The 22,920-nt window shown below is 59.2% G+C and carries 23 protein-coding genes; 7 read left to right on the forward strand and 16 right to left on the reverse strand.

Annotated elements, in window-relative coordinates; translation table 11 throughout:
• The first annotated feature begins 142 nt into the window (after positions 1 to 142).
• Together OZ428_RS19135 and OZ428_RS19140 are read left to right on the forward strand one after the other, a co-directional pair.
• Entirely contained in the window at positions 143 to 4,933 is a 4,791-nt protein-coding gene (locus OZ428_RS19135) for an RHS repeat-associated core domain-containing protein (RefSeq protein ID WP_269130910.1), read from the forward strand.
• Position 4,934: 1 nt separating this feature from the next.
• Positions 4,935 to 5,348 carry a hypothetical protein gene (locus OZ428_RS19140; RefSeq protein WP_038846883.1) on the forward strand — a complete coding sequence of 138 codons (414 nt, stop codon included), beginning with the start codon at positions 4,935 to 4,937 and terminating at the stop codon, positions 5,346 to 5,348.
• 200 nt (positions 5,349 to 5,548) lie between these two features.
• On the opposite strand, the gene OZ428_RS19145 is transcribed toward OZ428_RS19140, so the two are convergent.
• Positions 5,549 to 6,136, reverse strand: a complete 588-nt coding sequence (locus OZ428_RS19145; RefSeq protein ID WP_269130911.1) for an NUDIX domain-containing protein — start codon at positions 6,134 to 6,136, stop codon at positions 5,549 to 5,551.
• An 11-nt stretch (positions 6,137 to 6,147) separates the two neighbouring features.
• The gene (locus OZ428_RS19150; RefSeq protein WP_269130912.1) at positions 6,148 to 7,005 is read right to left on the reverse strand and encodes an SDR family NAD(P)-dependent oxidoreductase; all 858 of its coding nucleotides are present in this window, start codon (positions 7,003 to 7,005) and stop codon (positions 6,148 to 6,150) included.
• Between the two features lie 163 nt (positions 7,006 to 7,168).
• Between OZ428_RS19150 and OZ428_RS19155 the strand changes: the two genes are divergently transcribed.
• Entirely contained in the window at positions 7,169 to 8,095 is a 927-nt protein-coding gene (locus OZ428_RS19155; RefSeq protein ID WP_269130913.1) for an alpha/beta hydrolase, read from the forward strand.
• Positions 8,096 to 8,287: 192 nt separating this feature from the next.
• Here OZ428_RS19155 and OZ428_RS19160 read toward each other — a convergent pair whose 3' ends face one another.
• Positions 8,288 to 9,448, reverse strand: coding sequence for an alpha-hydroxy acid oxidase (locus OZ428_RS19160; protein WP_269130914.1), 1,161 nt, complete (start codon positions 9,446 to 9,448; stop codon positions 8,288 to 8,290).
• Between the two features lie 121 nt (positions 9,449 to 9,569).
• Between OZ428_RS19160 and OZ428_RS19165 the strand changes: the two genes are divergently transcribed.
• On the forward strand, positions 9,570 to 10,352 hold the full coding sequence (locus OZ428_RS19165; RefSeq protein WP_033901874.1) for a DeoR/GlpR family DNA-binding transcription regulator: 783 nt from the start codon (positions 9,570 to 9,572) through the stop codon (positions 10,350 to 10,352).
• 7 nt (positions 10,353 to 10,359) lie between these two features.
• Here OZ428_RS19165 and OZ428_RS19170 read toward each other — a convergent pair whose 3' ends face one another.
• The gene (locus OZ428_RS19170; protein WP_269130915.1) at positions 10,360 to 10,791 is read right to left on the reverse strand and encodes a DNA methylase; all 432 of its coding nucleotides are present in this window, start codon (positions 10,789 to 10,791) and stop codon (positions 10,360 to 10,362) included.
• Positions 10,792 to 10,793: 2 nt separating this feature from the next.
• The gene (locus tag OZ428_RS19175; RefSeq protein ID WP_269130916.1) at positions 10,794 to 11,006 is read right to left on the reverse strand and encodes a hypothetical protein; all 213 of its coding nucleotides are present in this window, start codon (positions 11,004 to 11,006) and stop codon (positions 10,794 to 10,796) included.
• A gap of 200 nt (positions 11,007 to 11,206) precedes the next feature.
• Here OZ428_RS19175 and OZ428_RS19180 point away from each other — a divergent pair, with 200 nt between their 5' ends.
• On the forward strand, positions 11,207 to 11,767 hold the full coding sequence (locus OZ428_RS19180) for a type 1 glutamine amidotransferase domain-containing protein (protein ID WP_269130917.1): 561 nt from the start codon (positions 11,207 to 11,209) through the stop codon (positions 11,765 to 11,767).
• 58 nt (positions 11,768 to 11,825) lie between these two features.
• On the opposite strand, the gene OZ428_RS19185 is transcribed toward OZ428_RS19180, so the two are convergent.
• A complete protein-coding gene (locus OZ428_RS19185) occupies positions 11,826 to 12,032 on the reverse strand; it encodes a PLDc N-terminal domain-containing protein (RefSeq protein ID WP_028616597.1) in 207 nt (68 codons plus the stop codon).
• Positions 12,033 to 12,299: 267 nt separating this feature from the next.
• On the opposite strand from OZ428_RS19185, the gene OZ428_RS19190 reads away from it, so the two are divergent.
• Together OZ428_RS19190 and OZ428_RS19195 are read left to right on the forward strand one after the other, a co-directional pair.
• Entirely contained in the window at positions 12,300 to 12,776 is a 477-nt protein-coding gene (locus OZ428_RS19190; protein ID WP_269130918.1) for a hemerythrin domain-containing protein, read from the forward strand.
• 65 nt (positions 12,777 to 12,841) lie between these two features.
• On the forward strand, positions 12,842 to 13,126 hold the full coding sequence (locus OZ428_RS19195) for a hypothetical protein (protein WP_269130919.1): 285 nt from the start codon (positions 12,842 to 12,844) through the stop codon (positions 13,124 to 13,126).
• Here OZ428_RS19195 and OZ428_RS19200 read toward each other — a convergent pair.
• The 10 genes from OZ428_RS19200 to narH all read right to left on the reverse strand — a co-directional run bounded on the left by OZ428_RS19200 (position 13,115) and on the right by narH (position 22,919).
• Positions 13,115 to 13,324: a DUF3079 domain-containing protein gene (locus OZ428_RS19200; RefSeq protein ID WP_033901870.1), complete on the reverse strand. Its 210-nt coding sequence runs from the start codon at positions 13,322 to 13,324 to the stop codon at positions 13,115 to 13,117. The genes OZ428_RS19195 and OZ428_RS19200 overlap by 12 nt on opposite strands.
• Positions 13,325 to 13,433: 109 nt before the next feature.
• On the reverse strand, positions 13,434 to 15,053 hold the full coding sequence (locus OZ428_RS19205) for a methyl-accepting chemotaxis protein (RefSeq protein WP_269130920.1): 1,620 nt from the start codon (positions 15,051 to 15,053) through the stop codon (positions 13,434 to 13,436).
• 69 nt (positions 15,054 to 15,122) lie between these two features.
• Positions 15,123 to 15,818, reverse strand: coding sequence for an anaerobic ribonucleoside-triphosphate reductase activating protein (locus OZ428_RS19210; protein ID WP_269130921.1), 696 nt, complete (start codon positions 15,816 to 15,818; stop codon positions 15,123 to 15,125).
• The gene (nrdD, locus tag OZ428_RS19215) at positions 15,815 to 15,970 is read right to left on the reverse strand and encodes an anaerobic ribonucleoside-triphosphate reductase (protein ID WP_269130922.1); all 156 of its coding nucleotides are present in this window, start codon (positions 15,968 to 15,970) and stop codon (positions 15,815 to 15,817) included. The genes OZ428_RS19210 and nrdD overlap by 4 nt, the downstream gene beginning before the upstream one ends.
• Positions 15,971 to 16,001: 31 nt before the next feature.
• Positions 16,002 to 17,996, reverse strand: coding sequence for a ribonucleoside triphosphate reductase (locus tag OZ428_RS19220; protein WP_269130923.1), 1,995 nt, complete (start codon positions 17,994 to 17,996; stop codon positions 16,002 to 16,004).
• Between the two features lie 138 nt (positions 17,997 to 18,134).
• The gene (gene moaA, locus OZ428_RS19225) at positions 18,135 to 19,121 is read right to left on the reverse strand and encodes a GTP 3',8-cyclase MoaA (RefSeq protein WP_269130924.1); all 987 of its coding nucleotides are present in this window, start codon (positions 19,119 to 19,121) and stop codon (positions 18,135 to 18,137) included.
• Between the two features lies 1 nt (position 19,122).
• Positions 19,123 to 19,938, reverse strand: coding sequence for a peptidylprolyl isomerase (locus tag OZ428_RS19230; protein ID WP_269130925.1), 816 nt, complete (start codon positions 19,936 to 19,938; stop codon positions 19,123 to 19,125).
• 10 nt (positions 19,939 to 19,948) lie between these two features.
• Positions 19,949 to 20,629, reverse strand: coding sequence for a respiratory nitrate reductase subunit gamma (narI, locus tag OZ428_RS19235; protein WP_269130926.1), 681 nt, complete (start codon positions 20,627 to 20,629; stop codon positions 19,949 to 19,951).
• Positions 20,622 to 21,377 carry a nitrate reductase molybdenum cofactor assembly chaperone gene (gene narJ / locus OZ428_RS19240; protein WP_269130927.1) on the reverse strand — a complete coding sequence of 252 codons (756 nt, stop codon included), beginning with the start codon at positions 21,375 to 21,377 and terminating at the stop codon, positions 20,622 to 20,624. The genes narI and narJ overlap by 8 nt, the downstream gene beginning before the upstream one ends.
• A 3-nt stretch (positions 21,378 to 21,380) precedes the next feature.
• A complete protein-coding gene (gene narH / locus OZ428_RS19245; protein ID WP_269130928.1) occupies positions 21,381 to 22,919 on the reverse strand; it encodes a nitrate reductase subunit beta in 1,539 nt (512 codons plus the stop codon).
• Between the last annotated feature and the right edge of the window lies 1 nt (position 22,920).

Consider the following 22,920-nt stretch of genomic DNA (forward strand, 5'->3'; position numbering starts at 1 on the left):
TTGTCGAAACCTCCCACATGGTTGCCGGATTAGCTCTACTCCCCTCCCCTGCAAAGGTCCGCAAAGTCCCTCGCCTGAATACACAGTGCGAGGGATTGCGGATGGCGTTATTTGTTGGGCCCCCGGTGGACGGGGCTGTCTCATGATCGAATTGACCAGCCAAACCATTGGTTATCTAGTACTGGCCACCCTGGATTCGAAAACGCGAGACGTCGAATCCGTCATCCGCGATTTCAAGCGCAGCCTCAATCACTACGACGCCTGGGCGGAGAGCTTTTTCAGCTTTTCGGCGCTGGATATCGAGCAAGTCTTCAAGGTCGGGGATGAAGTAGCACTGGTCGCGCCGATCAACCGCTCCCTGTTTCCCAGCACCACCACCGCCACCTGCCAGGCCAACGGCACGTTGACCCTGGTGCACATGTTCCAGAGTTCACGCTTCGTGCCCATTGGCAATACGCCCGTGATGGTGCAACGCATCGAACCCAACGGCGGCCCGCTGGGTGAGCCCATTCATAAAACCATCGGCCCCAGCGGCATTCTCGAAATCACCGAATGTGATCGCAACCAGCAGTACCGAGTCAGTTTCTACCCCAACGTCTCCAACACGCATTTCAAGGCGCTGTACGCCTCTTACCAGGCGGTTCTCGCACCGCTGGAAGGTTGGCTGCGTGCGGAATGGAGCAGCACCTTTGAACCGCTGTGGGAGGGTTATTCCGAAGCCAACTTCCTCAAACGCTATCTCTCGCTGCACCAAGCCTACGCCCGCGGTTTTGGCGAGGCGCTGTATGCGCTCTGGGACAGCCTCAAGCAGCTGTTCCAGTGGCTTTCTGACCCAATGGGTTATGCGGAAAAACTCCTGCATTACCTCTCCCAGGAGGAATTCGAAAAGCTGTTGAAGCTCGGCACTGAAAGCCTCGCGAAGGGCTTGTTGGTGCTGAGCGATGAACCGCTGCTGTTCATTTATGTGTCGGCGATGGTCAGTTGGATGCGGATGTTGCCGCCGCCTTACATGAACGAGTTGCTGGGAGAAATCAGCGCCGACGTCCTGATCAATTTGCTGCTGTGTCTCGCCACCGCCGGGATGGGGATGGCGGTGCGTTTGAGTACGAAGGTGCTGGACGGCATCAAGTCTCAGCGGGCGCGCAGGTGGTTGGAGCACATGGCAGGGCAGTTCGGGAAATTTCGTGTGGATGATCACGCGGAGGTGGCGAAGCCGATATTGCTGGGTAGCCCGGCGACGCCGATTCGGACGATTCCGGATGTGCCGTTGAAGGCTGGGGATCAGGTGGTTTCGAATCCTGTGCCGTTGGTGCGGGATAAGGTTAGGCAGCGGACGGTGTTGGTGCGCCAGGAGGCTGTCGACGATGTGCCTGTTTCTGCTCGAAACCCGGCTGGGGATGCAGCTGCTTCTTCGGATAAGACCGCCACCAACGGCTGCCCGGTGTCGATGGTCACGGGCGAGGAACTGCTGACGCTGACCGATGGCACGCTGGACGGGATCTTGCCGTTTGAGTGGACGCGGTTGTATCGCACCAGCGCGGTGGAAGTGGATTGCGGGTTGGGGTTTGGCTGGAGTCACTCGCTGGCGCATCGGCTGAGTGTGTCCGGTGATTCGGTGGTGTGGACGGATCATGAGAACCGCACGACTACCCTGCCCTTGCCCACGGTTTCTCGGCCGGCGATTACCAATAGCCTGGCCGAAGCCGCGATTTATCTGGGCGCTTTACCCGATGAATTAGTCCTGTCTCAAGGGGCACGTTTCTACCACTTCCGCGACGGCGTGCTGACGGCGATCAGCGATGCGTATGACAACCGGTTGCGCATTTTCCGTAATTACCTGGGGCAGATTGAGCGGCTGGATAACGGCGTCGGGCGCTCGTTGTTTTTGCGCTATGCGTCGGGTCGCATTGTGGCGGTGGATTACCAGATTGAGCGGGCGGTGGATGACGGTCCGTTTGTCTGGGTGACGGAGCAGAACGTTGTTTCCTACGCCTATGACGCGGCGGGTCGGTTGGTTTCAGCGACCAATGCCGTAGGCGAAAGTGAGATTTATCGGTACGACGAGCAGCACGTCATTCTTGAGCGTGGCTTGGCCGGTGGCGCGAGTTTCTTCTGGGCGTGGGAACGGTCTGGTAAGGCGGCGCGATGTGTCCGGCATTGGGCCAGTTTCTCGCAGATGGACACGCGCTATGCCTGGGATGACAACGGGCAGGTCACGGTGTTTAACGCTGATGGCAGCCAGGAAGTCTACGTGCATGACCAGCGGGCGCGGCTGGTGCGGCGGGTGGATCCGGATGGGGCCCAACATTTCAAATCCTACGATGACAAAGGCCGGCTGACGGTTGAGCAGGATCCGTTGGGGGCGATCACGGCCTACCAGTACGACGAAGCCGGGCGTTTGGTGGCGTTGTTTCCGGGGGATGATGAGCCGACGACCTACGAGCATGACAATGGATTCGTACGGGTTGTAAGGCGGGGTCAGGCGATTTGGAAGTATGAGCGTAATGACCAGGGCGACGTTACGCGTAGGACCGATCCTGACGGTAACTCAACGGAGTACAGCTACAACACACGTGGGCAACTGACGCAGGTTTGGCTGCCGGATCACAGCTGTCATCGGCTGGTCTGGAATGAGCGTGGGCAGTTGCTTGAGGAGCAGTTGCCGAATGGCGGAATCAAGCGCTATCGCTATGACGATCTTGGGCGAAAAATCAGCCAGGAAGATGAGCACGGCGCGCTCACGCAATTTGAATGGAGCACAGTTGGGCGATTAATCCAAATCGTCTTGCCGAGCGGTGATACGCGTAAATATACCTACAACGCTTACGGAAAAATCACCTCCGAACGGGATGAACTCGGCCACGTTACCCGCTACGAATACGCCGACGGCCTACACCTGATCAGCCGGCGCATTAACGCTGACGGCACTCAGGTCAAATACCGTTACGACAATGTGCGGTTGTTGCTGACCGAGATCGAAAACGAAGTCGGAGAAAGCTACCGACTCCAGTATCACGCCAATGGCCTGATCCAACAGGAAACAGGGTTTGACGGCCAGCGCACGGCTTACGTCTACGACCTCAACGGCAACCTGCAGGAAAAGACCGAACACGGCGATGACGGTAGTCAACTGGTTACACGTTATGAGCGCGACTATGCAGGACGCCTCGTACGAAAAACCCTGCCCGATGGCAACTTGGTCGATTACGCCTACGACCGCCAGGGCAATCTCTTAAGCGTCGAAGACGGCCACTGGGCGCTGGCCTACGAGTACGACAGCCAAAACCGTCTCACCGCCGAACACCAGGGCTGGGGCACCTTGCGCTATGGCTACGACAGCTGCGGCCACCTGCAAAACCTACGGTTACCGGACAACAACCGTCTCACCTTCAACCACGACAAAGGCGGCCACCTCTCCACCGTCGAGCTGAACGGTGAAACCCTAACCTCCCACCTGTTCAAAGCCGGCCAGGAACACCAGCGCCAACAAGGCCAACTGATCAGTCACTACCACTACGACGACCAGCAACGCCTGCACGCCCACGCCGTCACCCAACAGCAACATACCCTTTACCAACGCCACTACGACTACGACAAAGCCGGCAACCTCACCCGCCTGATCGACACCCACAAAGGCGAACACCACTACCACTACGACCCACTCAACCGCCTCACCCACGCCGACCACTCCCAAGGCGAACTGGAACGCTTCGCCCACGACCCGGCCGGCAACCTGCTCATGCAAAACCGCCCCGGCCCGGACATCGTGGCGGGCAACCGCCTGATGATCCAAGGCGACCACCACTACGACTACGACGCCTTCGGCAACCTTATCCGCGAACGGCGCGGCAAAGGTCACCAACTCGTCACCGAGTATCGCTACGACTGCCAGCACCGGCTCATCGGGATTAAAAAACCCAACGGCCAGACTGCCAGCTATCGCTATGACCCGTTTGGGCGGCGGATCAGCAAGACCGTTGATGGCGTGACTACCGAGTTTTTCTGGCAAGGCGACAAACTCATCGCCGAACACCAAGCGGATCGCCATCGCAGTTACCTCTACGAACCCGACAGCTTCAGGCCATTGGCGCTGCTGGAAGGCTTTGGTCCAAAGGAAACCAAGGCCTACCACTACCAACTGGATCACTTGGGTACGCCGCAGGAACTCACCGATGCCAACGGCGAAATCGTCTGGTCTGCGCATTACCGTTCTTATGGCGAAATCAGCCGCCTCGACATCAACAAAATTGACAATTCGCTACGTTTCCAGGGCCAATACTTCGACCCAGAAAGCGGGCTGCACTACAACCGCCATCGCTATTACAATCCGGATATTGGTCGCTATCTGACACCGGACCCGGTGAAGCTGGCGGGTGGGATTAATACGTACCAATACGTGCCCAATCCTACGGGGTGGGTGGATCCACTGGGTTTGAACAGATGTCCAGGTGAAGGGGGATGCAAACCCACATCTGGCCCTCCAGAGTCTTCAGCACAAGCGTCAATTACGAAATCGGAGCCCAACCCACCGGCTCCAAATCGAGATGAGGAATACCTTTTCCGCGGAGATAAAATCCCCCCAAGCGAGGTATTTAAAAATGGTTTCAAAAGCAAAGGTAACAGCGAGGACCTATATTTGCACGCCGTTGACAGCGATGACCCACCAAGCAACTTTATTAGTACATCGCCTCTTCGTACAGTAGGTATCACCTTTGCTACTAGCTACGGAGAGAAGAAGGGTTATTTGTACACGCTTAAAAGTATCGAGGGACATGATATAAACTTAGAATTAGGTAACCAGACACCATATCCAAAAGAAAAAGAATTTGCCATTCACCACAAAATAAGTCCCGAGGACGTTCTAGGAGCCACACCAGTCAAAGCCGATGGAAGTTATATAGGATATTCGATCCCGAACCCAAACAGGAAATAAAATGAAAACGCAAAAAATACCCGCAATAATCGGCAATCAGAAAACAGAAGTGACTGTAAAATATGACACATCGAAATCACTCATGGTTTTCTCAGAGGCTGATAATTTTAAAACCATTTACGAAGGAAGAGACATGTATGTCTGCCTCGCAAAAATCAGGGCAGACTTCCCCCACATAACATTTTTATGCAAAGGTGCTAAGTTAAATGTCAAGCCCTCAAGAATGGCATCTCAAATGAGTGCCGGTCTTGTCGCATACGAAATGACGCTAGGCAAGCAAGCAACTAACGAAAACATCGTTCACCTGTTCGATTATGAAGAGGACAACCTTACAAACAACCCACAAGAACAGATTGACTTCTTTAAAAAGTGGCTAGCATCACTAGGTGCCCAAGACTATGAAAAATTCAACTGAGTCTTTCTTCATATGAATACTCAACGTATACCACCGTCCTGTAGTGAGCGAGCTTGCTCGCGCTGGGTCGCGAAGCGGCCCCAATCCAGGCAATGGTTTTTTTTGTTATATCGCAGTGTCTGTTTTAGGGCTGCTCCGCAGCCCGACGCAGGGTAAACCTGCTCACCACAGAGATCGAGTTCACACAGCAATCAACCCACTCACCACCCTTCTTTGAGCATCCGCAACTCCAAATGCTGCAACAACATAATCGTCTTCCCATCCACAATCTCCCCACTCTGCACCATCCCCAGCGCCTGTTCAAACCCCAGCTCCAACACCTCGATATCCTCACCCTCCTCTTCCAAACCGCCACCACTCCCCACCCGATCCCCCGGCTGATACTCACCGATAAAAAAGTGAATCCGCTCCGTCACCGACCCCGGGCTCATGAACGCCGCATAGATCTTCTCCACATGCCCCACGCGATACCCGGTTTCCTCTTCCGCTTCCAGGCGAATACGTTCTTCGGGGCTGGCATTGTCGAGCAAGCCGGCTGCCGCTTCGATCAGGTAGCCGGGGTAGTCGTTTACGAACGTCGGCATGCGAAACTGGCGGATCAGCAACACGGTGCGCTGCTCGCGGTTGTACAGCAGGATGGTCGCGCCATTGCCGCGGTCGTACACCTCGCGGGTCTGGGCTTGCCAACTGCCGTCGCGGCGGCGCAGGTCGAAGCTGTATTTTTTCAGCAGGTACCAGTTTTTCGAGAGGATCTCTTCGGCGGTGATGCGAACGGGGCTGTTGTCCATGCTTGGGCGTCTCAAGAAAAAGGTTGTATTTGTTTGATGCTGTTCCAGGCAGCGGCGACTGCTTCGGCGCTGCCCGCTTTGATCCGTGCCAAGTTGCGCGGGTAGTCCACCCCTGGGTTTTCGGTGAAGCGCGTGGCCGTGAATTGGCCGTTGCTGGCGCGCAGGATATAACCCGTGTCCTCGCACTGCTCAGAGGCGAGAAACAGCACCCCCGGCGTCACCCATTCGGGCTTGAGTTCGTCCGGTTCTTCGGTCACGCCCCACATGCGCGTCTTGGCGACCGGCGAGATTGCATTGACCTTGATCCCGGCCTCCACGCCCTCATGGCTCAACGCGTTCATGATCCCCAGTTGCGCCATCTTGCCCGCGCTGTAGGCCACCAGGCCGGTCTGCTCATATTGCGCATACATGGCGCGGTCGGAGGTGGTGAGGATGATGCGCGGTGCAGGTGAGCGCAGCAGGTGCGGCCAGGCGTGCTTGCACAGCCATAGCGGTGCGTAGAGGTTGATGTCCATGGCGCGTTGCAGGAACGCGGCGTCGAGGTCGGCGATGGGCTGGTAACCGACCCAGCCGGCGTTGTGAATCAAGATGTCGAGTTGGCCGAAGGCCTCGATGGCGTACGCGATCAGTTGCTCGCAGCCCGCGTTCGTGGACAAGTCACCCCCATGGCCGAGCACGTTCAAGCCGTCGGCCTGCAGGGTTTCTGCCGCTGCCTGGACCACCGAGGCATCGCTGCCCGCGCCGGCATTGTCGGCACCGATATCGCTGATCACCACCCGTGCGCCGCCCTGGGCCAAAGCCCGTGCGTAACTGAGCCCCAACCCGCGTGCACCGCCAGTGACGAGTGCTGTTTTGCCTGTGAAGTCCATGTGCTTGCTCTCCTGTTCGGGCCGCCCACCCTAACAACCTCGGCGCGCCTTGTTCAATGCTGTAATACTTTGCAAGCAATCCCCGTTGACGGCTGTCGAATTAATTCCTGCCTGATTGGGCCATCTGGTAAAACCCCTGCTTCACCTTTTTCCTGGAACCTTCATGTCCTCTCGTTTCTTCTCGCGCCTGAGCCTGCGCTGGTTTCCCCTGGTGTGCATGGCGTTGTTGATCGTCGGCCTGCCGGTAGGCTGTGCTGTGCTGCAACACAAGGAGCGCGAGCTGGTGTTTCGCATCGAGCCGGGCACCGCCAGTTGGTACAGCGGCTTGCCCAAGGCAGTGCAGGAATTCGAACTCAAGCCGGCCAGTTTCAAAGCCGGACAGAATATCCATGGCTGGTGGTACCCGGCGGACAAGAAAGACGCGCCCGCCATCCTCTACCTGCACGGCGTGCGCTGGAACCTGACCGGGCAACTGTTTCGCATCGAGCAACTGCACGCCCTGGGTTATTCGGTCCTGGCTATCGACTATCGCGGCTTCGGCCAGAGCCACGGCGAACTGCCGTCGGAAACCACCGTGTATGAAGACGCGCGCATCGCCTGGGAGCGTTTCCAGGTGCTGCAACCGGACCCGAATAAACGCCTGATCTACGGGCACTCACTCGGCGGCGCAGTGGCCATCGATTTGGCTGCCGAGTTGGGCAAGCAAACACCGCTGCCGGTGCGCGGGCTGGTGATCGAATCCACCTTCACGTCGCTGGCGGATGTGGCCACGGCCGTGGCGAACACCTCATTGCCGGTGCGCTGGTTGCTGTCGCAGAAATTCGATTCCATCGACAAGATTGCCGATATCCATATGCCGCTGCTGGTGGTGCATGGCCTGGACGATCGCTACGTACCGCCCCGTTTCAGCCAGCAATTGTTTGAAGCTGCCCAGGAACCCAAGCGACTGCTATTGGTACCCGGTGCCAGCCATAACAACAGCATGAGCCTGGCGGGTCGCAGCTATGGCCAGGCGCTGGACAAGCTGATGCAAGCGAAGATGCCGACGCAGGTAGTCACACACTCCACAGGTCGCAGCGGCGACTCGTAAAAGCGTATTTCGGCACTGGGTTCGCGCTTGCGTGTCAAGCGCAAACCCTGCCCATGCTGGGCCAAAACAGAAGTTGATCAAATAATAACCTCTGCCGAAATCGCCAACCCTGCCGGGGCTTCGCAAAGTTATCCACAGAGATACCCACGGTTTTCGTGGACAACTCTTTTTATATTTTTACGTTTTTTTTGCTCAGCAAACGCTTTCAGGAAATGTACCGGGCAACAAAATCTCGCGATTCACATCGCGTATATCGTTATACCCACACAAGGCCATCGACACGTCCAACTCACGGGCGATGATCTCAAGCGCCTTGGTCACACCCGCCTCGCCCATCGCGCCCAAACCATACAAATGCGGGCGGCCGATCATGGTGCCCTTGGCGCCCAATGCCATCGCCTTGAGCACGTCCTGGCCGGAACGAATGCCACCGTCTAGCCACACCTCAATGCGCTCGCCCACCGCTTCGACAATCGCCGGTAACTGGCTGATGCTCGAAGGCGCACCGTCCAATTGACGACCACCGTGGTTGCTCACCACCAGTGCGTCGGCGCCGGCGTTCGCGGCCAGGCGAGCATCCTCCACATCGAGGATGCCCTTGATGATCAGCTTGCCGCCCCAGCATTTCTTGATCCACTCCACATCGTCCCAACTCAGGTGCGGGTCGAATTGCTGGGCGGTCCAGGACGACAGCGAACTCATGTCCGCCACGCCGTTCACGTGCCCGACGATATTGCCAAAACCCCGGCGTTTAGTGCCGAGCATGCCCATCACCCAGCGTGGCTTGGTGGCCATGTTGAGGATATTCGGCAAGGTCAGTTTCGGTGGCGCCGACAGGCCATTGATCAGATCCTTGTGACGCTGGCCGAGGATCTGCAGATCGAGGGTCAGCACCAGGGCATCCACACCGGCAGCCTTGGCGCGCTCGATCAACTGTGCGATAAAGGCGCGGTCGCGCATCACATAGAGCTGGAACCAGAACGGCTGGCCGACGTGCTCGGCGATGTCTTCCAAAGAACAGATACTCATGGTCGACAAGGTATAGCGCAGGCCAAATGCAGCGGCGGCACGCGCGGTCAGAATCTCGCCATCGGCGTGCTGCATACCGGCCAATCCGGTAGGCGCCAGTGCCACCGGCATAGCCATCTCCTGGCCGATCATCGTGGCGCGGATCGAGCGTTCATCAATGTTGCGCGCCACGCGCTGGCGGAACTTGATGCTGGCAAAATCGCTTTCATTTGCCCGGTAGGTGCTCTCAGTCCAGGAGCCGGAATCGGCGTAGTCGTAGAACATCCGTGGGACACGTTTTTGCGCGAGCTTGCGTAAATCTTCGATGGTTGTGATCAACGGCATCTAGGTCACCTCTCCCTGAACTGAATGCTGAGAGTAACCGCCCATCGGCTGCGCAACCAGCCATTGCGTTTAGATAGCTGCACGGCTAATCTCGCATAAACCCGCAAAAAAGCGCACAAACATGCACAACACTCACCAAGACATCGACCTGCCTTCTTTGCGCAAACAGAAGATCCTATTGCTGCTGGAGCGCGACGGTAAAGTCACCGCCTCAGAGCTGGTGGAACACTTTGCCGTGTCCCAGGACACCATCCGCCGCGACCTCGGCGAACTCGCCGCCGCCGGGCTGTTGCAACGCGTCCACGGTGGCGCCCTGCCCCGGCCCAAGGACACCGGAAAAGACTTTTTCACCCGCGTCGGCGAGACCAATGAGGCCAAGCGCCACCTCGCTCGGCTGGCGGCAGACCGTGTGGAAGATGGGCAAATCGTACTGTTCGATTCCGGCTCGACCACGCTGCAGATTGCCCAGTCATTGCCGCGCTCGATCCGCCTCACCGTGGTCACGACATCACCGATGATCGCCATCGCTTTGGCCGACCATCCTGACGTGAAAGTGATCCTCACGGGCGGCCAGCTCAACCCGGCGACGCTGTCCACCAGCGGCCATGAAACCGTGCGAATGATCCAGGGCATCAAGGCCGACCTGCTATTTACCGGCGTCTGCGCGCTGCACCCGCAAGTGGGCATCAGCTCGCTGCATTTTGATGAAGTGGCGGTCAAGCAGGCACTGCTCGACAGCGCTTCCCATGTGGTAGCGGTGACCATGGCCGACAAACTCGGTGCCGTGGAGCCTTTTGTGGTGGCACCGTGCAGTCGCATTCACACGTTGATTACGGAGTGGCATGTGCCGAGTGTGGAGGCGTATGAGCAGCTGGGGTTGGAAGTGTTGCGGGTGGAAGTCTAAGTGATGATTAGAACAGCACCTTGGCGGCATCGCGCATGAAAATCTCAATGGTCTTGGGCCCTACACCGTCGAATTCCCCTAGGCGTTTTTCGAAGGCCTGACGGTCATCACTGGCTCTACGCATGTGGGTGATCTTGCCTGCGTACTCAGCATTCAACTTGGCACTAAGGTCGAGCAAACGTTGTGCGGTGGTTTCGTCATAGCGCACATAACGCGCGCGTCCGAGCATGGCGACCAACTCACGCGATGTGCAGTGCTGCAGCTTGCGCGCCGTGTCGCGGCCCTGCTCTTCAACGATCACCTTGTAGGCCTGTGCGGCAATCGGAGCCTGGATGCGCTTGCCCATCAGGAAGCTGGCGATAAACCATTTGAAGAGGCCGCCATCATCGTCGGGTTTGAGCTCGATGCCCAACTCCGACGCGGTGATAGAACGAGCCACGATCAGTGGCCCAGCTTGCGCTCGGCCTTAGCAGCCTGTTCATTGATGGCATCGGTCTGGCGCTCGGTGTCCTTGATCGAGGTGGGCGTCAGCACTTTGTCGACGGTTTCGGTGTTGGGATTTGGGCGCTCCAGGGTCTGGCCTTTTGTGGCTTTATCAGTGCCCTGCTGAGCTTCTTCGGAACTGATAGGTGCTGGGGTCTTATCGACAGTCATGGTGTTTCTCCAATCAATGAATGCCCGCAAAAATGTCGGGCACCTGTGCAACAGAAGCCACCCGCCTTGGATAGTTCAAGGAAATTGGCCGCGCCAACCACCCAAGAAATAAGCGCAAATTAATTTAAACCTTTGCCGCCCGGGCCGGATCAACTCTCCCATATCCCATCCTTCGCACCCCCATCAGGAGACACTCGATCATGAGTACAAACCTTAACGGCAAGAAGATTCTGGTCATCACATCCAACACCGGTATCGAGCGCGATGAACTGCTCAAACCCCTGGAAGCCTTGCGTGGATTTGGCGCAACGGTAACCCATGGTTCCAGCAAAGGCGGCACCACCCAGACCTTCGTCGGTGATACCGAAAAGGACACAACAGTTGAGTCCGATGCGAAGTTGTCCGAGCTATCGGGCAGTGAGTTCGATGCACTGGTGATCCCCGGCGGCACCGTTAACGCGGATACCTTGCGCCAGGATGCAGCGGCGCTGACGTTAATCAATGAGTTCGTCAAAGCGGGTAAAACCGTGGCGGCAATCTGTCACGGTCCGTGGGCATTGATTGATGCCGGTGTGATCAAGGGCAAGACCCTGACCTCCTATAAAAGTGTACGTATCGACTTGGAAAACGCGGGTGCGGCAGGCTGGGTCGATGCCGAGGTCAAGGAATGCCAGGCCAATGGTTGGACGTTGATAACGTCGCGTACACCGGACGATTTGTCAGCGTTCAGCGAGGCAATCGCCAAAGCTGTCGCCGGCTGACTCTGAGCAGAACGAAAACAGGCGCCGCAATGGCGCCTGTTGTCTGTTCAGGCCTGACTCAACTTTTACGCTGCTCGGGCATCTCGCGTTTGGGCCCGAACATCGCCCAGGCGATAAGCCCAAACAACGGCACAAAAATCAGAATGACCAGCCACAATCCTTTCGACTCCCAGCCCCCCGTGCTGCGCAGTACGATGTTGATGGCCCATAGTTCCAAGAGCAGCAGAATCACCGCCAACCCGATCCAGATGTATTGAATTTCCATGCTTCACCTCCTAGGTCGTATGCATTAGGTCAAGCGATGGCTGCGAGGGTTCATAAAAATTTGCGTCAACTGATTCGGGTTGTGGAATGCAACGTGTCACAGGCAACACCATGCAACCTGCACGACACGCTTCACCTTCAGATTATCGTAGGCCATTGAATTAATTGATGAATTAAAAATAGCTCAAGTTGGTACAACTGATGCACCAGAGTACGGGACGAGGTATGCATTTCGACATGCCCTGAATATTCCCGTGAGGTGTCATCCATGAACGCCATTGACCTGCTCAAAGCCGACCACGAACGCGTGAAGGCCCTGTTGACTCAATTGAGTGAGTCCACCGAACGCGGGGTCAAAAAACGCACTGAGCTGTTGGCCAAGCTGGAAGCGGAAATAAGCCTGCACACCAAGCTCGAAGAAGAAATTCTCTACCCGGCGTTCAGGAAAGCCGGCGGCAAGGAGCAGGACATCATGTATCACGAAGCCAAAGAGGAGCACCGCACTGTCGATTCCTTGGTACTGCCTGATCTGAAGCAGACCGAACCTTCGACTACGGAGTTTTCCGGTCGCGTCAAAGTGGTCAAGGAGCTGCTCGAACACCACATCGAGGAAGAAGAAACCGAGATGTTCCCCCAGGCAAAAAAACTGCTGGGCAAAGCGCTGCTTGAAGAGTTGGGTGCTGAAATGGAAGCGGTGAAAGCGGCGCATAAAAAATTGCACTCGACCAAGCCCATGGCGGCCTGATCGAGGCATGACCCGAGCCTGGAGCAAATCCAGGCTCTTGATGCATCACGAGAGGGGATTGCGTCATGAAGACCTGGTTGCCCCAAAGGACTTTACTCATAGTCGTCGGCCTGTCAGCCCTGCTCGCCGGCCCTGCCTTCGCCGCATTTGGCGATAACCCCGAGCCGGCTGCGAGCGCCTTGAGCGGCGACAGCGCTGCCGGTTCAGCACTGCCGCCGGGAACCTACCCCAGCAGCCCCCCCGACAGCGACAAGAAAACCAAAGAAACTGAAAAGCAACCGAGCAAGCCGGCTAAACCCGCCGACCGCCAGCAAAAAGAAACTCAGCAAAAACCTCGCTCAGGCAGTTGACGACTCATCCGTCACCGGCGGCTCAGGCGCAAGCCCCCAGTCGCCGTGTTCGTACCAGTCATCACCGAGCATCTCGGCCGGGTGCATGGTGCGGTCGGCACCGTTGCCGCAAGCTAGGTCGGCCGCACCGCAGTAGCGGTCGCAGCCCCAGCAGATACGTTCGGGGTGTTTGGGGTGCAACGGAAAAGGCTTGGCCATGGCTGTGCTCCTTACTCCGGACAGAGCCCCCACCCTACTGCTGACGCACGGCTGTGGACTTGACTGAAATCAAACCCACAGTCCGCACTGTTTCGGCGCCCGCTGCAGGCTAAACCTTGAACCGCGCCACCGTCTGGTGCAGCGCCCCCGCCATGCCCGCCAGGTCATGCCCCGCCGTCTCTGTATGCAACGCCCCTTGCAGCACTTGCTGCGACAAGTTGCGAATACCCACCAGATTGCGATCCACCTCCCGCGCCACCAGGGCCTGTTCCTCGGTGGCGCTGGCGATCATCATGTTGCGTTCGTTGATCTGCGAAATAGACCGGGTGATCTCATCTAGGGCTTCACCCGAACGCTGCGCCACGCCCAGGGTCGCCTGTACGCGCTCGCTGCTGCTGTGCATGGCCGCGACTGCGTGCTCGGTGTCCTGGCGGATATTGCCAATCATCTGCTCAATCTCCTGGGTCGACGCCTGGGTGCGATGGGCCAACGCGCGCACCTCATCGGCGACCACCGCAAAGCCGCGTCCGGCATCGCCGGCACGGGCCGCTTCGATGGCGGCATTGAGGGCCAGCAGGTTGGTCTGGTCGGCAATGCTGCGGATCACTTCCAGCACGCTACTGATGTCTTGCACGCGGCCCGCCAGTTGCTGGATGCGTTCGGAGGTTTCCACAACGCCGGTGGCCAAGGTGTTGATCGACGCCACGGTTTCCTGCACCTGCGCACGGCCGCGCTGGGCGGTCTGTTCCGACAGGCGCGAGGCCTCGCTGGTGCTCACGGCGTTGCGCGCGACTTCATCCACGGCGGCGGTCATTTCATTCACCGCCGTGGCGGCTTGTTCGATCTCATGGCCCTGGGACTGCAGGCTGCTGCTGGTCTGGCTGCTGACCGCGCTGAGCTCCTCGGAGGAACTGGCCACGCCGTCCACCGACGCCGCAATATGGCGCACCATCTGGTTGAGGTTCTGCTGCATCTGATGCAGGTTGCGCATCACACTGCCCTCGGCGCTGTTGCCCACCGGCACGTTGATGGTCAGGTCGCCCTGGGCGATATGGCTCAACACACGCGCGGCTTCGTCCGGCTCGCCGCCCAAAGGACGGATCACGCTGCGGGTGACGATCACGGCGGCGGTCACCACCAACGCCACGCACAGCAAAAGCAGCCCGATCATGTTGCGTCGAGCGTTGTCGTACAGCGACTGCGCGGCCTGCTCACGCTCGGCGAACAAACGTCCCTGCATGGCCATCAACGCGTCCAGACTCTTGAACACTTCAAGCTCGGCCGGTACCACCTGCTGCTTGAGCTGGGCCAGGCCCTGCTCGCGGGCGCCTTGCTTGATCAGCGCTTGCACTTGCGTGAACGCCGCCACATAGGTTTCACGATGGGCCTTCAATGTCGCGTAGGCCGCCTTGCCTTCGGCAGTATCGAGCAGCGGCTCCAGGGTCGCGAACGCCTGGGTAATGCGTTGCCGGGTGGTGCCGATGGCTTCCTGGGCCTGCTGGTTATCCTGGTCGATCAGCAGGTCGCGGGTGTTGCGGCCGTTATCGCGCACGCCGGTGGCGATCACCATGATCGGCGCGATTTTCGGCCAGTCCTGCTGCACAATCTGTTGGGATTGTTGCTTGAGGGTTGCCAGGTCGTGCAAGGCATAGAACACCAAACCGACCAGGGCCAGCGGCGCAATCGCGAAACCGATGACAATGCGTTGTGCCGTGGTTAACTGCTTCATTCTGAACATTCCTTGATGAAAACCTGCCCACCATGGGCAGCATCGATAAAAACCGGCTGAGGGTGCGGGTCACCCTCGCAATACAAAAGCGGGAAACAACTCGCGCAGACGGCCCCACAGCTCCGGCAATGCGGCCTGTGCCGGGGCACTCGGCAACTGCGTGTCGAGCATGCTGGCGGTGCGCACCATCTGCACGGCAAAGCGCTGCACACCACGGGCTTGCAAACGTTGGGCCAGGAGCAAAAGGCGCGGTGGGTCGATCAGGTGCCAATGCACGGTGGTGCGGCATTCATACTCCACGCCGCTGGCAAGCAAGGTGTCGAGGCTGCGCCAGTTGGCGGCGCCGCTGTCTTTGACCTGGGTGATCGACTGGCAGTCTTCGGCCAGCGCCTTGACATCAAACCCGACCCAGTCGGCATGGCGCAAGGCATGGGCAAACCCTGCCGGCTTGATCCCCGCGCTGTGCAGGCCGATGTGAAAACCCATCGCGCGCACTTCATCCATCGCCGCCGGCAAGCCTTCCTGCAAGGTCGGTTCACCGCCGCTGAACACCACGGCGTCGAGCAAGTCGCGGCGCCGTTGCAGAAACAGCAACACCCGGCGCCAATCCACCTGCGTGCTGGCGCGCGGTGGGATCAGGTCCGGGTTGTGGCAGTAACGACAACGCCAGGCGCAGCCCTGGCAGAACAGCACACAGGCGAGCATGCCGGGGTAGTCGAGAGTGGTCAGGGGCACCAGGCCCCCGACCTGTAGCGCTCGACTCATTGGCGCCCGGCCGCAGCGGCCGTTTCAGTGAAGTGCACGCGCTCCTTGTGCTCGGATTGTTTGCCGGGGTTGAACGCCGACACCGGCCGGTGGTAGCCCATCACCCGGGTCCAGACTTCGCAGCGCTGGCGTTGTGGCTGGGAGGTTTGCATGGTGAATCTCCTTGAGGGTTGAAAGGTTCGCTTAGCTGGCCAGGGCCAACACTTCATCGCACTTGGGGCAGAACTCATGTTCACCGGCCAGGTAGCCATGCACCGGGCAGATCGAAAACGTCGGCGTCACCGTCAAGTACGGCAAGCGGAAACGCCCCAGCGCCTTGCGCACCAGTTGCTTGCAGGCCTGGGTCGAGGAAATCTGCTCGGCCATGTACAGGTGCAACACGGTGCCGCCGGTGTATTTGCATTGCAGTTCATCTTGCAGTTCCAGGGCTTCGAAGGGGTCTTGGGTAAAGCCCACCGGCAGCTGCGAGGAATTGGTGTAGTACGGCGCGACGTCGCTGCCCGCTTGCAGGATGTCTGGGTAGTGCTTGCGGTCTTCCTTGGCAAAGCGGTAGGTGGTGCCTTCGGCCGGGGTGGCTTCGAGGTTGTAGAGGTGGCCGGTGTCTTCCTGGAAGCGCAGCAACGTGGCGCGTACATGGTCGAGCAGCTTGAGGGCAAAGGCGCGGCCCTGCTCGGTGTGCATGCCCTCCTCGTCACCGCTGAAATTGCGCAGCATCTCGTGCATCCCATTAAGGCCGATGGTGGAGAAGTGATTGCGCAGCGTGCCCAGGTAGCGCTTGGTGTAGGGATATAAACCGGCATCCATGTGGTGCTGGATCACCTTGCGCTTGACCTCCAGGCTCTCCATGGCCATTTCCATCAGGCTGTCCAGGCGTTGCAGCAGGCCTGAGGTGTCGCCCTTGAACAGGTAACCCAGGCGTGCGCAGTTGATCGTCACCACACCCAGTGAGCCGGTCTGCTCCGCCGAACCGAACAATCCGCCACCGCGTTTGAGCAATTCACGCACGTCCAGTTGCAGGCGGCAGCACATCGAGCGCACCTGGTTGGGTTGCATATCGGAATTGAGGAAGTTCTGGAAATACGGCAAACCGTAACGCGCCGTCATCTCGAACAGGCGGTCGGCGTTGTCGCTGTCCCAGGGAAAATCATGGGTGATGTTGTAGGTGGGAATCGGAAAGGTGAACACCCGGCCCTTGGCGTCCCCGGCCTGCATCACTTCGATGTAGGCGCGGTTGATCAGCTCCATTTCCGCTTGCAGGTCGCCATAGGCAAAGGGCATTTCTTCACCGCCGATCACCGGCACCTGCTCACGCAGATCTTGCGGGCAGACCCAGTCGAAGGTCAGGTTGGTAAACGGCGTCTGCGTGCCCCAGCGCGACGGCACGTTGAGGTTGTAGATGAACTCCTGCACGGCCTGGCGCACTTCGGGATAGCTCAGTTGATCCTTGCGCACATAGGGTGCGAGATAGGTGTCGAAAGAGCTGAACGCCTGGGCGCCGGCCCATTCGTTTTGCAGGGTGCCGAGGAAGTTGACCATCTGGCCCAAGGCACTGCTCAAGTGCTTGGGTGGCCCGGCTTCGACCCGGCCCGGCACACCGTTGAGGCCTTCGTGCAAAAGCGAGCGCAGGGACCAGCCGGCGCAGTAGCCGGCGAGCATGTCCAGGTCATGGATATGCAGATCCGCCTCGCGGTGGGCGCGACCGATCTGCTCGCTGTAGACCTCGTCGAGCCAATAGTTGGCGGTGACTTTGCCGGCCACGTTCAGCACCAGTCCACCCAGGGAATAACCCTGGTTGGCGTTGGCTTGCACGCGCCAGTCTTCGCGGTTGAGGTATTCGTTCATCGAGGTGGCGACCTCCACCAGGGTTTTGCGGTTGCGGCGCAGGCGGCCGTGTTGTTCGCGGTAGACGATGTAGGCGCGCATTGACTGGAAGTGGCCGGCGTCCATCAGTACGCGTTCGACGTTGTCTTGGACTTGTTCGACGCCCAGGGGATTGATGCTGCTTAGGCGTGCCAGGACTGCGCTCAGTAGCAGGTCGGCCTCGGTGGTTGGGTATTCGGCGGTGGCGGTGCCGGCGGCGATCAGGGCTTGGCGGATTTTTTCGGCGTTGAAGGGGGCCAGGGTGCCGTCGCGTTTTTGGAGGTGGGTGCTGGTGAGCGGGGTTAGCGTGGTTTGCATTGGGGGGCTCCAGACACTACATATAGGTATTTTTTTCTTGGCTAGCACAATATGCAGTGAGATTACGGAGATTGGGTTGCAGCGCTATTGATCGGGGTCAAGGTTTTTTGATCGTGTACATATGTACCCAGCCCACTATCACCCCCCACTCATACTCATAAACCGCACCACCTGCACCTCCCCCGCCCCAGTAAAATCATGCCGCACCGGCTTCCCCTGCAATGCCTTATGCAATGCCTCAATCAAAGGCCCATCATCCTGCGGATACCGCCTAAGCAACCCACGAAAATCCAGCGCATCATCCTGCCCGAGACACAACAAAAGCTGTCCCTCCACCGTCATCCTCACCCGGTTACAACTCCCACAAAAATTCTGTGAATTGGGCGAGATAAACCCGATACGCGTGTCGGGATAACGCGCCAACCGCACATACCGCGCCGGCCCCCCGCTACTCTCTGCACTGTCGAGCAAGACATGCTCACGCGCGATCACCCCACGTACTTCATCACTGGCACAAAACGCCTCCCCCCGCGAACGCCCCACATCCCCCAAAGGCATTTCCTCGATAAAACTGATATCGATCCCCTGCTCAATCGCATACCGAACCAACCCCGACACCTCATCAAAATTGCGCCCCTTCATCACCACACAATTAAGCTTGACCCGCTCAAACCCCGCATCCCGCGCCGCCTCGATCCCCTCCAGCACCTGGCGCAAATCACCGTTACGCGTGATCGCCCGAAACCGCTCGGGATCCAGACTGTCGAGGCTGATATTCATGCGCTTGACCCCCGCCTTCACCAACGGCCGCGCCAGGCGCGCCAACTGCGAGCCATTGCTGGTCATCACCAGCTCACGCAAGCCCGGCAGCGCCGCAATGTTGCGGCACAAATCCACAATGCCTGGACGGATCAACGGCTCACCACCCGTCAGGCGAATCTTGCGCACGCCTTGGCCCACAAACAGCCGGGCCAGGCGTTCCAGCTCTTCCAGGCTCAACACCTGCTGGCGCGGCAGGAAGGTCATGGTTTTCGCCATGCAGTACACACAGCGAAAATCACATCGGTCGGTCACCGACAAACGCAGGTAATCGATTGAACGGCCGAGTCCATCCACCAGGCTCATGTCACTGCACCAACGGCGAGTCGGCGCCTTGCAGCGCAAGGCCACGGATGTCCGCCGCGCCGATCAGGGTTTGCAGGTATTGCACCAACGCCTTCTGCCACACGCCCTGCTGCAACTGGGTGCGGATGGCGCCCGCCACGGCTTCGTAGGGCAACGGCTGGCCTTCGATGCGCTGGTCGACGCTGATCACGTGCCAGCCGTAACGGCTTTCCAAGGGCTTGTCGGCCAGGCCGGGCGCCAGGGTGAATAACTGGCGCTCCAGTTCCGGCACGGTCTGGCCCTTGCTGATCTGGCCCAGTGAACCGCCCTGGGCCTTGGACGGGCATGCCGAATACTTGAGAGCCAGTTCGGCGAAGCTGCCTGGGGCCTGCGCCAGGCTCATCTGCAGGATTTCGGCCTGCACATGAGCCATCTGCCGGGCCTCGGCATCGTCCGGCGCGCATTCGAGCAGTATGTGCCGCACCGCCAGCAATGGCGCGCTGTGGAAACGCCCACGGTTGCTGTCGAAATAATGCCGACAAGTCGCCTCGTCGCACTGCGGCACGGTAATCTCGCGCTCCAGTAACAAACGCGTGGCGGCTTCTTCTTCGTTCTCGCCGGGGGCGATGTCCACCGCCAGGCCCAGCTCAGTGATGCGCTGTTGCAGCAACTCGCGAATCACCAGTGCGCGGGCGGCCAGGTACACCGCCGCTTCGCGGCTTTCGGCCGGGTGGTATTGCAGCTCCAGGGCCATCGCCTCGGGCGTGATCGACACGCCGTTGACGCTGACAATGGGCCATTCCTGTTCACTGCTGGCAATCAATTCAGGCTGGGTCATTACGCGCTCCTCACGACTTCTGCCGCACGATTTGATAACGACGGCCCAGGTACCAGATCGGTGCGCTGACCATGTGCACCAGGCGGGTAAACGGGAACAAAACGAACAGCGTCAGGCCCAGTGCCACGTGGGCCTTGTAGATCAACGGTACCGGCGCGATCGACTCCGCCGCCTGCACCGGCCGCAGCAACACCACGTTCTGCGCCCAGTCGGCGAGCATCACCATCACCGAGCCGTCCATATGCCCAGTCGAGGCGACAATGGTCAGCAGCCCGAGCAGCAACTGCGCAAGCAGCACCAGCAGGATCAGGATGTCCGACGCACTCGACGTGGCACGCATACGTGGGTCGCTCAGGCGACGCTTGACCAGCATCAGCAAGCCCACCAGGCACAGCAGACCGAAAAATCCGCCGGAGACCATCGCTAGCAGTTGCTTGTTTTCAGTGCTGATCACGTGGTGGTACACCGACGCCGGGGTCAGCAAACCGACAAAATGCCCGGCCAGCACAAACAGCACGCCGATATGGAAAAGGTTGCTCGCCACGCGCATGCCACGGTTGGCCAGCATCTGGCTGGAGCCGGCCTTCCAGGTGTACTGCGACAGGTCGAACCGTGCCCAACTGCCCAACAAACAGATCGCCAGGGCCACATAGGGGTACACCCCGAATACCAGCAAATTCCACTTAGACATTACCCACCTCCCCGGCAGGCAACGCGGCCCGCCCTTCTTGCTGAAAATCCACCCAGTGCAACGGCACGGCGCTTTCTTCCCGCGCTTTACCCGGTGCGCTCGGTAGCGCACCGCAGCGGTCCTGCTGTTCGGCCTGCATAAAGTCCACGGCCTCCTCTTCCCATATCTTGTCGAGGGCTTCGAGGGAGTCATCACGCGGTTCTGCAGCCACCTGGGCTCGCACCTCGGCCACGGCCTGGTGCGGCTCGGCGCCGGCGATTTGCAGCAGTGCCCGGAAGCAACTGGCGTAGGCGCTTTCACGCTCTTCCAGGCGCGCCGCGAGCAACGCCAGCAGGTGCGCTACGTCCGCCAGGCCCTCGCGGGCCTCGATATCTTCGCGGGTAGAGAGGAACTCCAGGTACAACGGGATAAAGTCCGGCAGCTCCTTGACGCCGATGGCAAAACCGGCTGCCTCGTACTGGGCCATCATGTCGACCATCGCCTGGCCACGGTCGCGGGACTCCCCGTGCACGTGTTCGAACAACAACAGCGACAGTGAACGCCCACGGCCGAACAACGCGCCGTAGTGTTCCTGGCCATCCATCAGGTCATTGGCGCAGATCAGTTCCAGCAGTTCGAACAAGGCGCCACGTTGCTTGGGGCTGATTTCCCGAGATTCGATAATCGCCTGCTCCAGCTCATCGCGACCGCACACCATGCGCTCAGTGGGATAGTCCAGCAGCAGCGAGATCACTTTAAGAATGCGCATGGCTCAGTCCTCCCAGATCTGTACGGTTTTCAGCACGTCGCGGCGGTTAGCCTTTTTGGCGCCGAACATATTGGTGTCGGAACTGCCGCTACAACCGCTGCCGAAACTGAAGCCACAGCCGGAACGCTCGGCAAAGGCGTCACTCATGGCGTCCTCGCGGTGGGCGCTGGGCACCACAAAGCGGTCTTCGTAGTTGGCGATGGCCAGGTAGCGGTACATCTCTTCCACTTGCGGCACGCTCAAGCCCACATCTTCCAACACTTGCAGGTCCTGCACGCCTTCCACTTGCTGGGAACGCTTGAAGGCACGCATCGCGAGCAGACGTTTGAGGGCACGCTTGACCGGTTTTTCGTCGCCGGCGGTCAACATGTTGGCCAGGTAACGCAGGGGGATGCGCAGGCTGTCCACGTCCGGGATCACCCCATTCATGCCCACGGTGCCGGCAGCGGCGGCGTTCTGGATCGGCGACAGCGGCGGCACGTACCAGACCATCGGCAAGGTGCGGTATTCCGGGTGCAGCGGCAGCGCCAGCTTCCAGTCCACGGCCATTTTGTAGACGGGCGAGCGCTGGGCCGAGTCGATTACCGACTGTGGCACGCCATCGGCCAGAGCCTGGCGGATTACGGCCGGATCGTTGGGATCGAGGAAGATCTCCAGCTGTTTCTCGTAGAGGTCGTGTTCGCTGGCGGTGCTGGCCACTTCGCTGATGCGGTCGGCGTCGTACAGCAACACACCAAGGTAGCGGATGCGGCCGACACAGGTTTCGGCGCACACGGTGGGCATTCCGGCTTCGATGCGCGGGTAGCAGAAGATGCACTTCTCGGACTTGCCGCTCTTCCAGTTGAAGTAGATTTTCTTGTACGGGCAGCCGCTGATGCACATGCGCCAGCCCCGGCATTTTTCCTGGTCGATCAGCACGATGCCGTCTTCTTCACGCTTGTAGATCGCACCGCTGGGGCACGACGCCGCACACGCCGGGTTGAGGCAGTGCTCGCACAGGCGCGGCAGGTACATCATGAAAGTGTTTTCGTACTCGCCATAGATGTCGGCCTGGATCTGGTCGAAGTTCTTGTCCTTGCGGCGCTTGGCGAACTCAGTGCCGAGGATTTCTTCCCAGTTGGGCCCCCACTCGATTTTCTGCATGCGCTTGCCCGACACCACCGAACGCGGGCGCGCAGTGGGCTGGTGCTCGCCCAGCGGCGCCGTGTGCAAGTGCTGGTAGTCGAAGTCGAAGGGCTCGTAGTAGTCGTCCAGGCTCGGCAGGTCGGGGTTGGCGAAGAGGTTGGCCAACACGCGGAATTTGCCGCCGATACGCGGGTTGATGGTGCCGCTGGCGTTACGGATCCAACCGCCCTTCCATTTGTCCTGGTTTTCCCATTCCTTGGGGTAGCCGATGCCGGGCTTGGACTCGACGTTGTTGAACCAGGCGTATTCCATGCCTTCACGGCTGGTCCACACGTTCTTGCAGGTGATCGAGCAGGTGTGGCAGCCGATGCATTTGTCCAGGTTCAGCACCATGCCGATCTGTGAGCGAATTTTCATC

Source organism: Pseudomonas sp. GXZC (genome assembly GCF_026967615.1).
Lineage (GTDB): Bacteria > Pseudomonadota > Gammaproteobacteria > Pseudomonadales > Pseudomonadaceae > Aquipseudomonas > Aquipseudomonas azotoformans_A.

What these genes read in the sequence shown, in the direction of transcription:
- OZ428_RS19135 (WP_269130910.1), top strand. Translation starts at nt 143, where the DNA reads ATGATCGAATTGACCAGCCAAACCATTGGTTATCTAGTACTGGCCACC.
- OZ428_RS19140 (WP_038846883.1), top strand. Translation starts at nt 4,935, where the DNA reads ATGAAAACGCAAAAAATACCCGCAATAATCGGCAATCAGAAAACAGAA.
- OZ428_RS19145 (WP_269130911.1), bottom strand. Translation starts at nt 6,136, where the DNA reads ATGGACAACAGCCCCGTTCGCATCACCGCCGAAGAGATCCTCTCGAAA.
- OZ428_RS19150 (WP_269130912.1), bottom strand. Translation starts at nt 7,005, where the DNA reads ATGGACTTCACAGGCAAAACAGCACTCGTCACTGGCGGTGCACGCGGG.
- OZ428_RS19155 (WP_269130913.1), top strand. Translation starts at nt 7,169, where the DNA reads ATGTCCTCTCGTTTCTTCTCGCGCCTGAGCCTGCGCTGGTTTCCCCTG.
- OZ428_RS19160 (WP_269130914.1), bottom strand. Translation starts at nt 9,448, where the DNA reads ATGCCGTTGATCACAACCATCGAAGATTTACGCAAGCTCGCGCAAAAA.
- OZ428_RS19165 (WP_033901874.1), top strand. Translation starts at nt 9,570, where the DNA reads ATGCACAACACTCACCAAGACATCGACCTGCCTTCTTTGCGCAAACAG.
- OZ428_RS19175 (WP_269130916.1), bottom strand. Translation starts at nt 11,006, where the DNA reads ATGACTGTCGATAAGACCCCAGCACCTATCAGTTCCGAAGAAGCTCAG.
- OZ428_RS19180 (WP_269130917.1), top strand. Translation starts at nt 11,207, where the DNA reads ATGAGTACAAACCTTAACGGCAAGAAGATTCTGGTCATCACATCCAAC.
- OZ428_RS19185 (WP_028616597.1), bottom strand. Translation starts at nt 12,032, where the DNA reads ATGGAAATTCAATACATCTGGATCGGGTTGGCGGTGATTCTGCTGCTC.
- OZ428_RS19190 (WP_269130918.1), top strand. Translation starts at nt 12,300, where the DNA reads ATGAACGCCATTGACCTGCTCAAAGCCGACCACGAACGCGTGAAGGCC.
- OZ428_RS19195 (WP_269130919.1), top strand. Translation starts at nt 12,842, where the DNA reads ATGAAGACCTGGTTGCCCCAAAGGACTTTACTCATAGTCGTCGGCCTG.
- OZ428_RS19200 (WP_033901870.1), bottom strand. Translation starts at nt 13,324, where the DNA reads ATGGCCAAGCCTTTTCCGTTGCACCCCAAACACCCCGAACGTATCTGC.
- OZ428_RS19205 (WP_269130920.1), bottom strand. Translation starts at nt 15,053, where the DNA reads ATGAAGCAGTTAACCACGGCACAACGCATTGTCATCGGTTTCGCGATT.
- OZ428_RS19210 (WP_269130921.1), bottom strand. Translation starts at nt 15,818, where the DNA reads ATGAGTCGAGCGCTACAGGTCGGGGGCCTGGTGCCCCTGACCACTCTC.
- nrdD (WP_269130922.1), bottom strand. Translation starts at nt 15,970, where the DNA reads ATGCAAACCTCCCAGCCACAACGCCAGCGCTGCGAAGTCTGGACCCGG.
- OZ428_RS19220 (WP_269130923.1), bottom strand. Translation starts at nt 17,996, where the DNA reads ATGCAAACCACGCTAACCCCGCTCACCAGCACCCACCTCCAAAAACGC.
- moaA (WP_269130924.1), bottom strand. Translation starts at nt 19,121, where the DNA reads ATGAGCCTGGTGGATGGACTCGGCCGTTCAATCGATTACCTGCGTTTG.
- OZ428_RS19230 (WP_269130925.1), bottom strand. Translation starts at nt 19,938, where the DNA reads ATGACCCAGCCTGAATTGATTGCCAGCAGTGAACAGGAATGGCCCATT.
- narI (WP_269130926.1), bottom strand. Translation starts at nt 20,629, where the DNA reads ATGTCTAAGTGGAATTTGCTGGTATTCGGGGTGTACCCCTATGTGGCC.
- narJ (WP_269130927.1), bottom strand. Translation starts at nt 21,377, where the DNA reads ATGCGCATTCTTAAAGTGATCTCGCTGCTGCTGGACTATCCCACTGAG.
- narH (WP_269130928.1), bottom strand. Translation starts at nt 22,919, where the DNA reads ATGAAAATTCGCTCACAGATCGGCATGGTGCTGAACCTGGACAAATGC.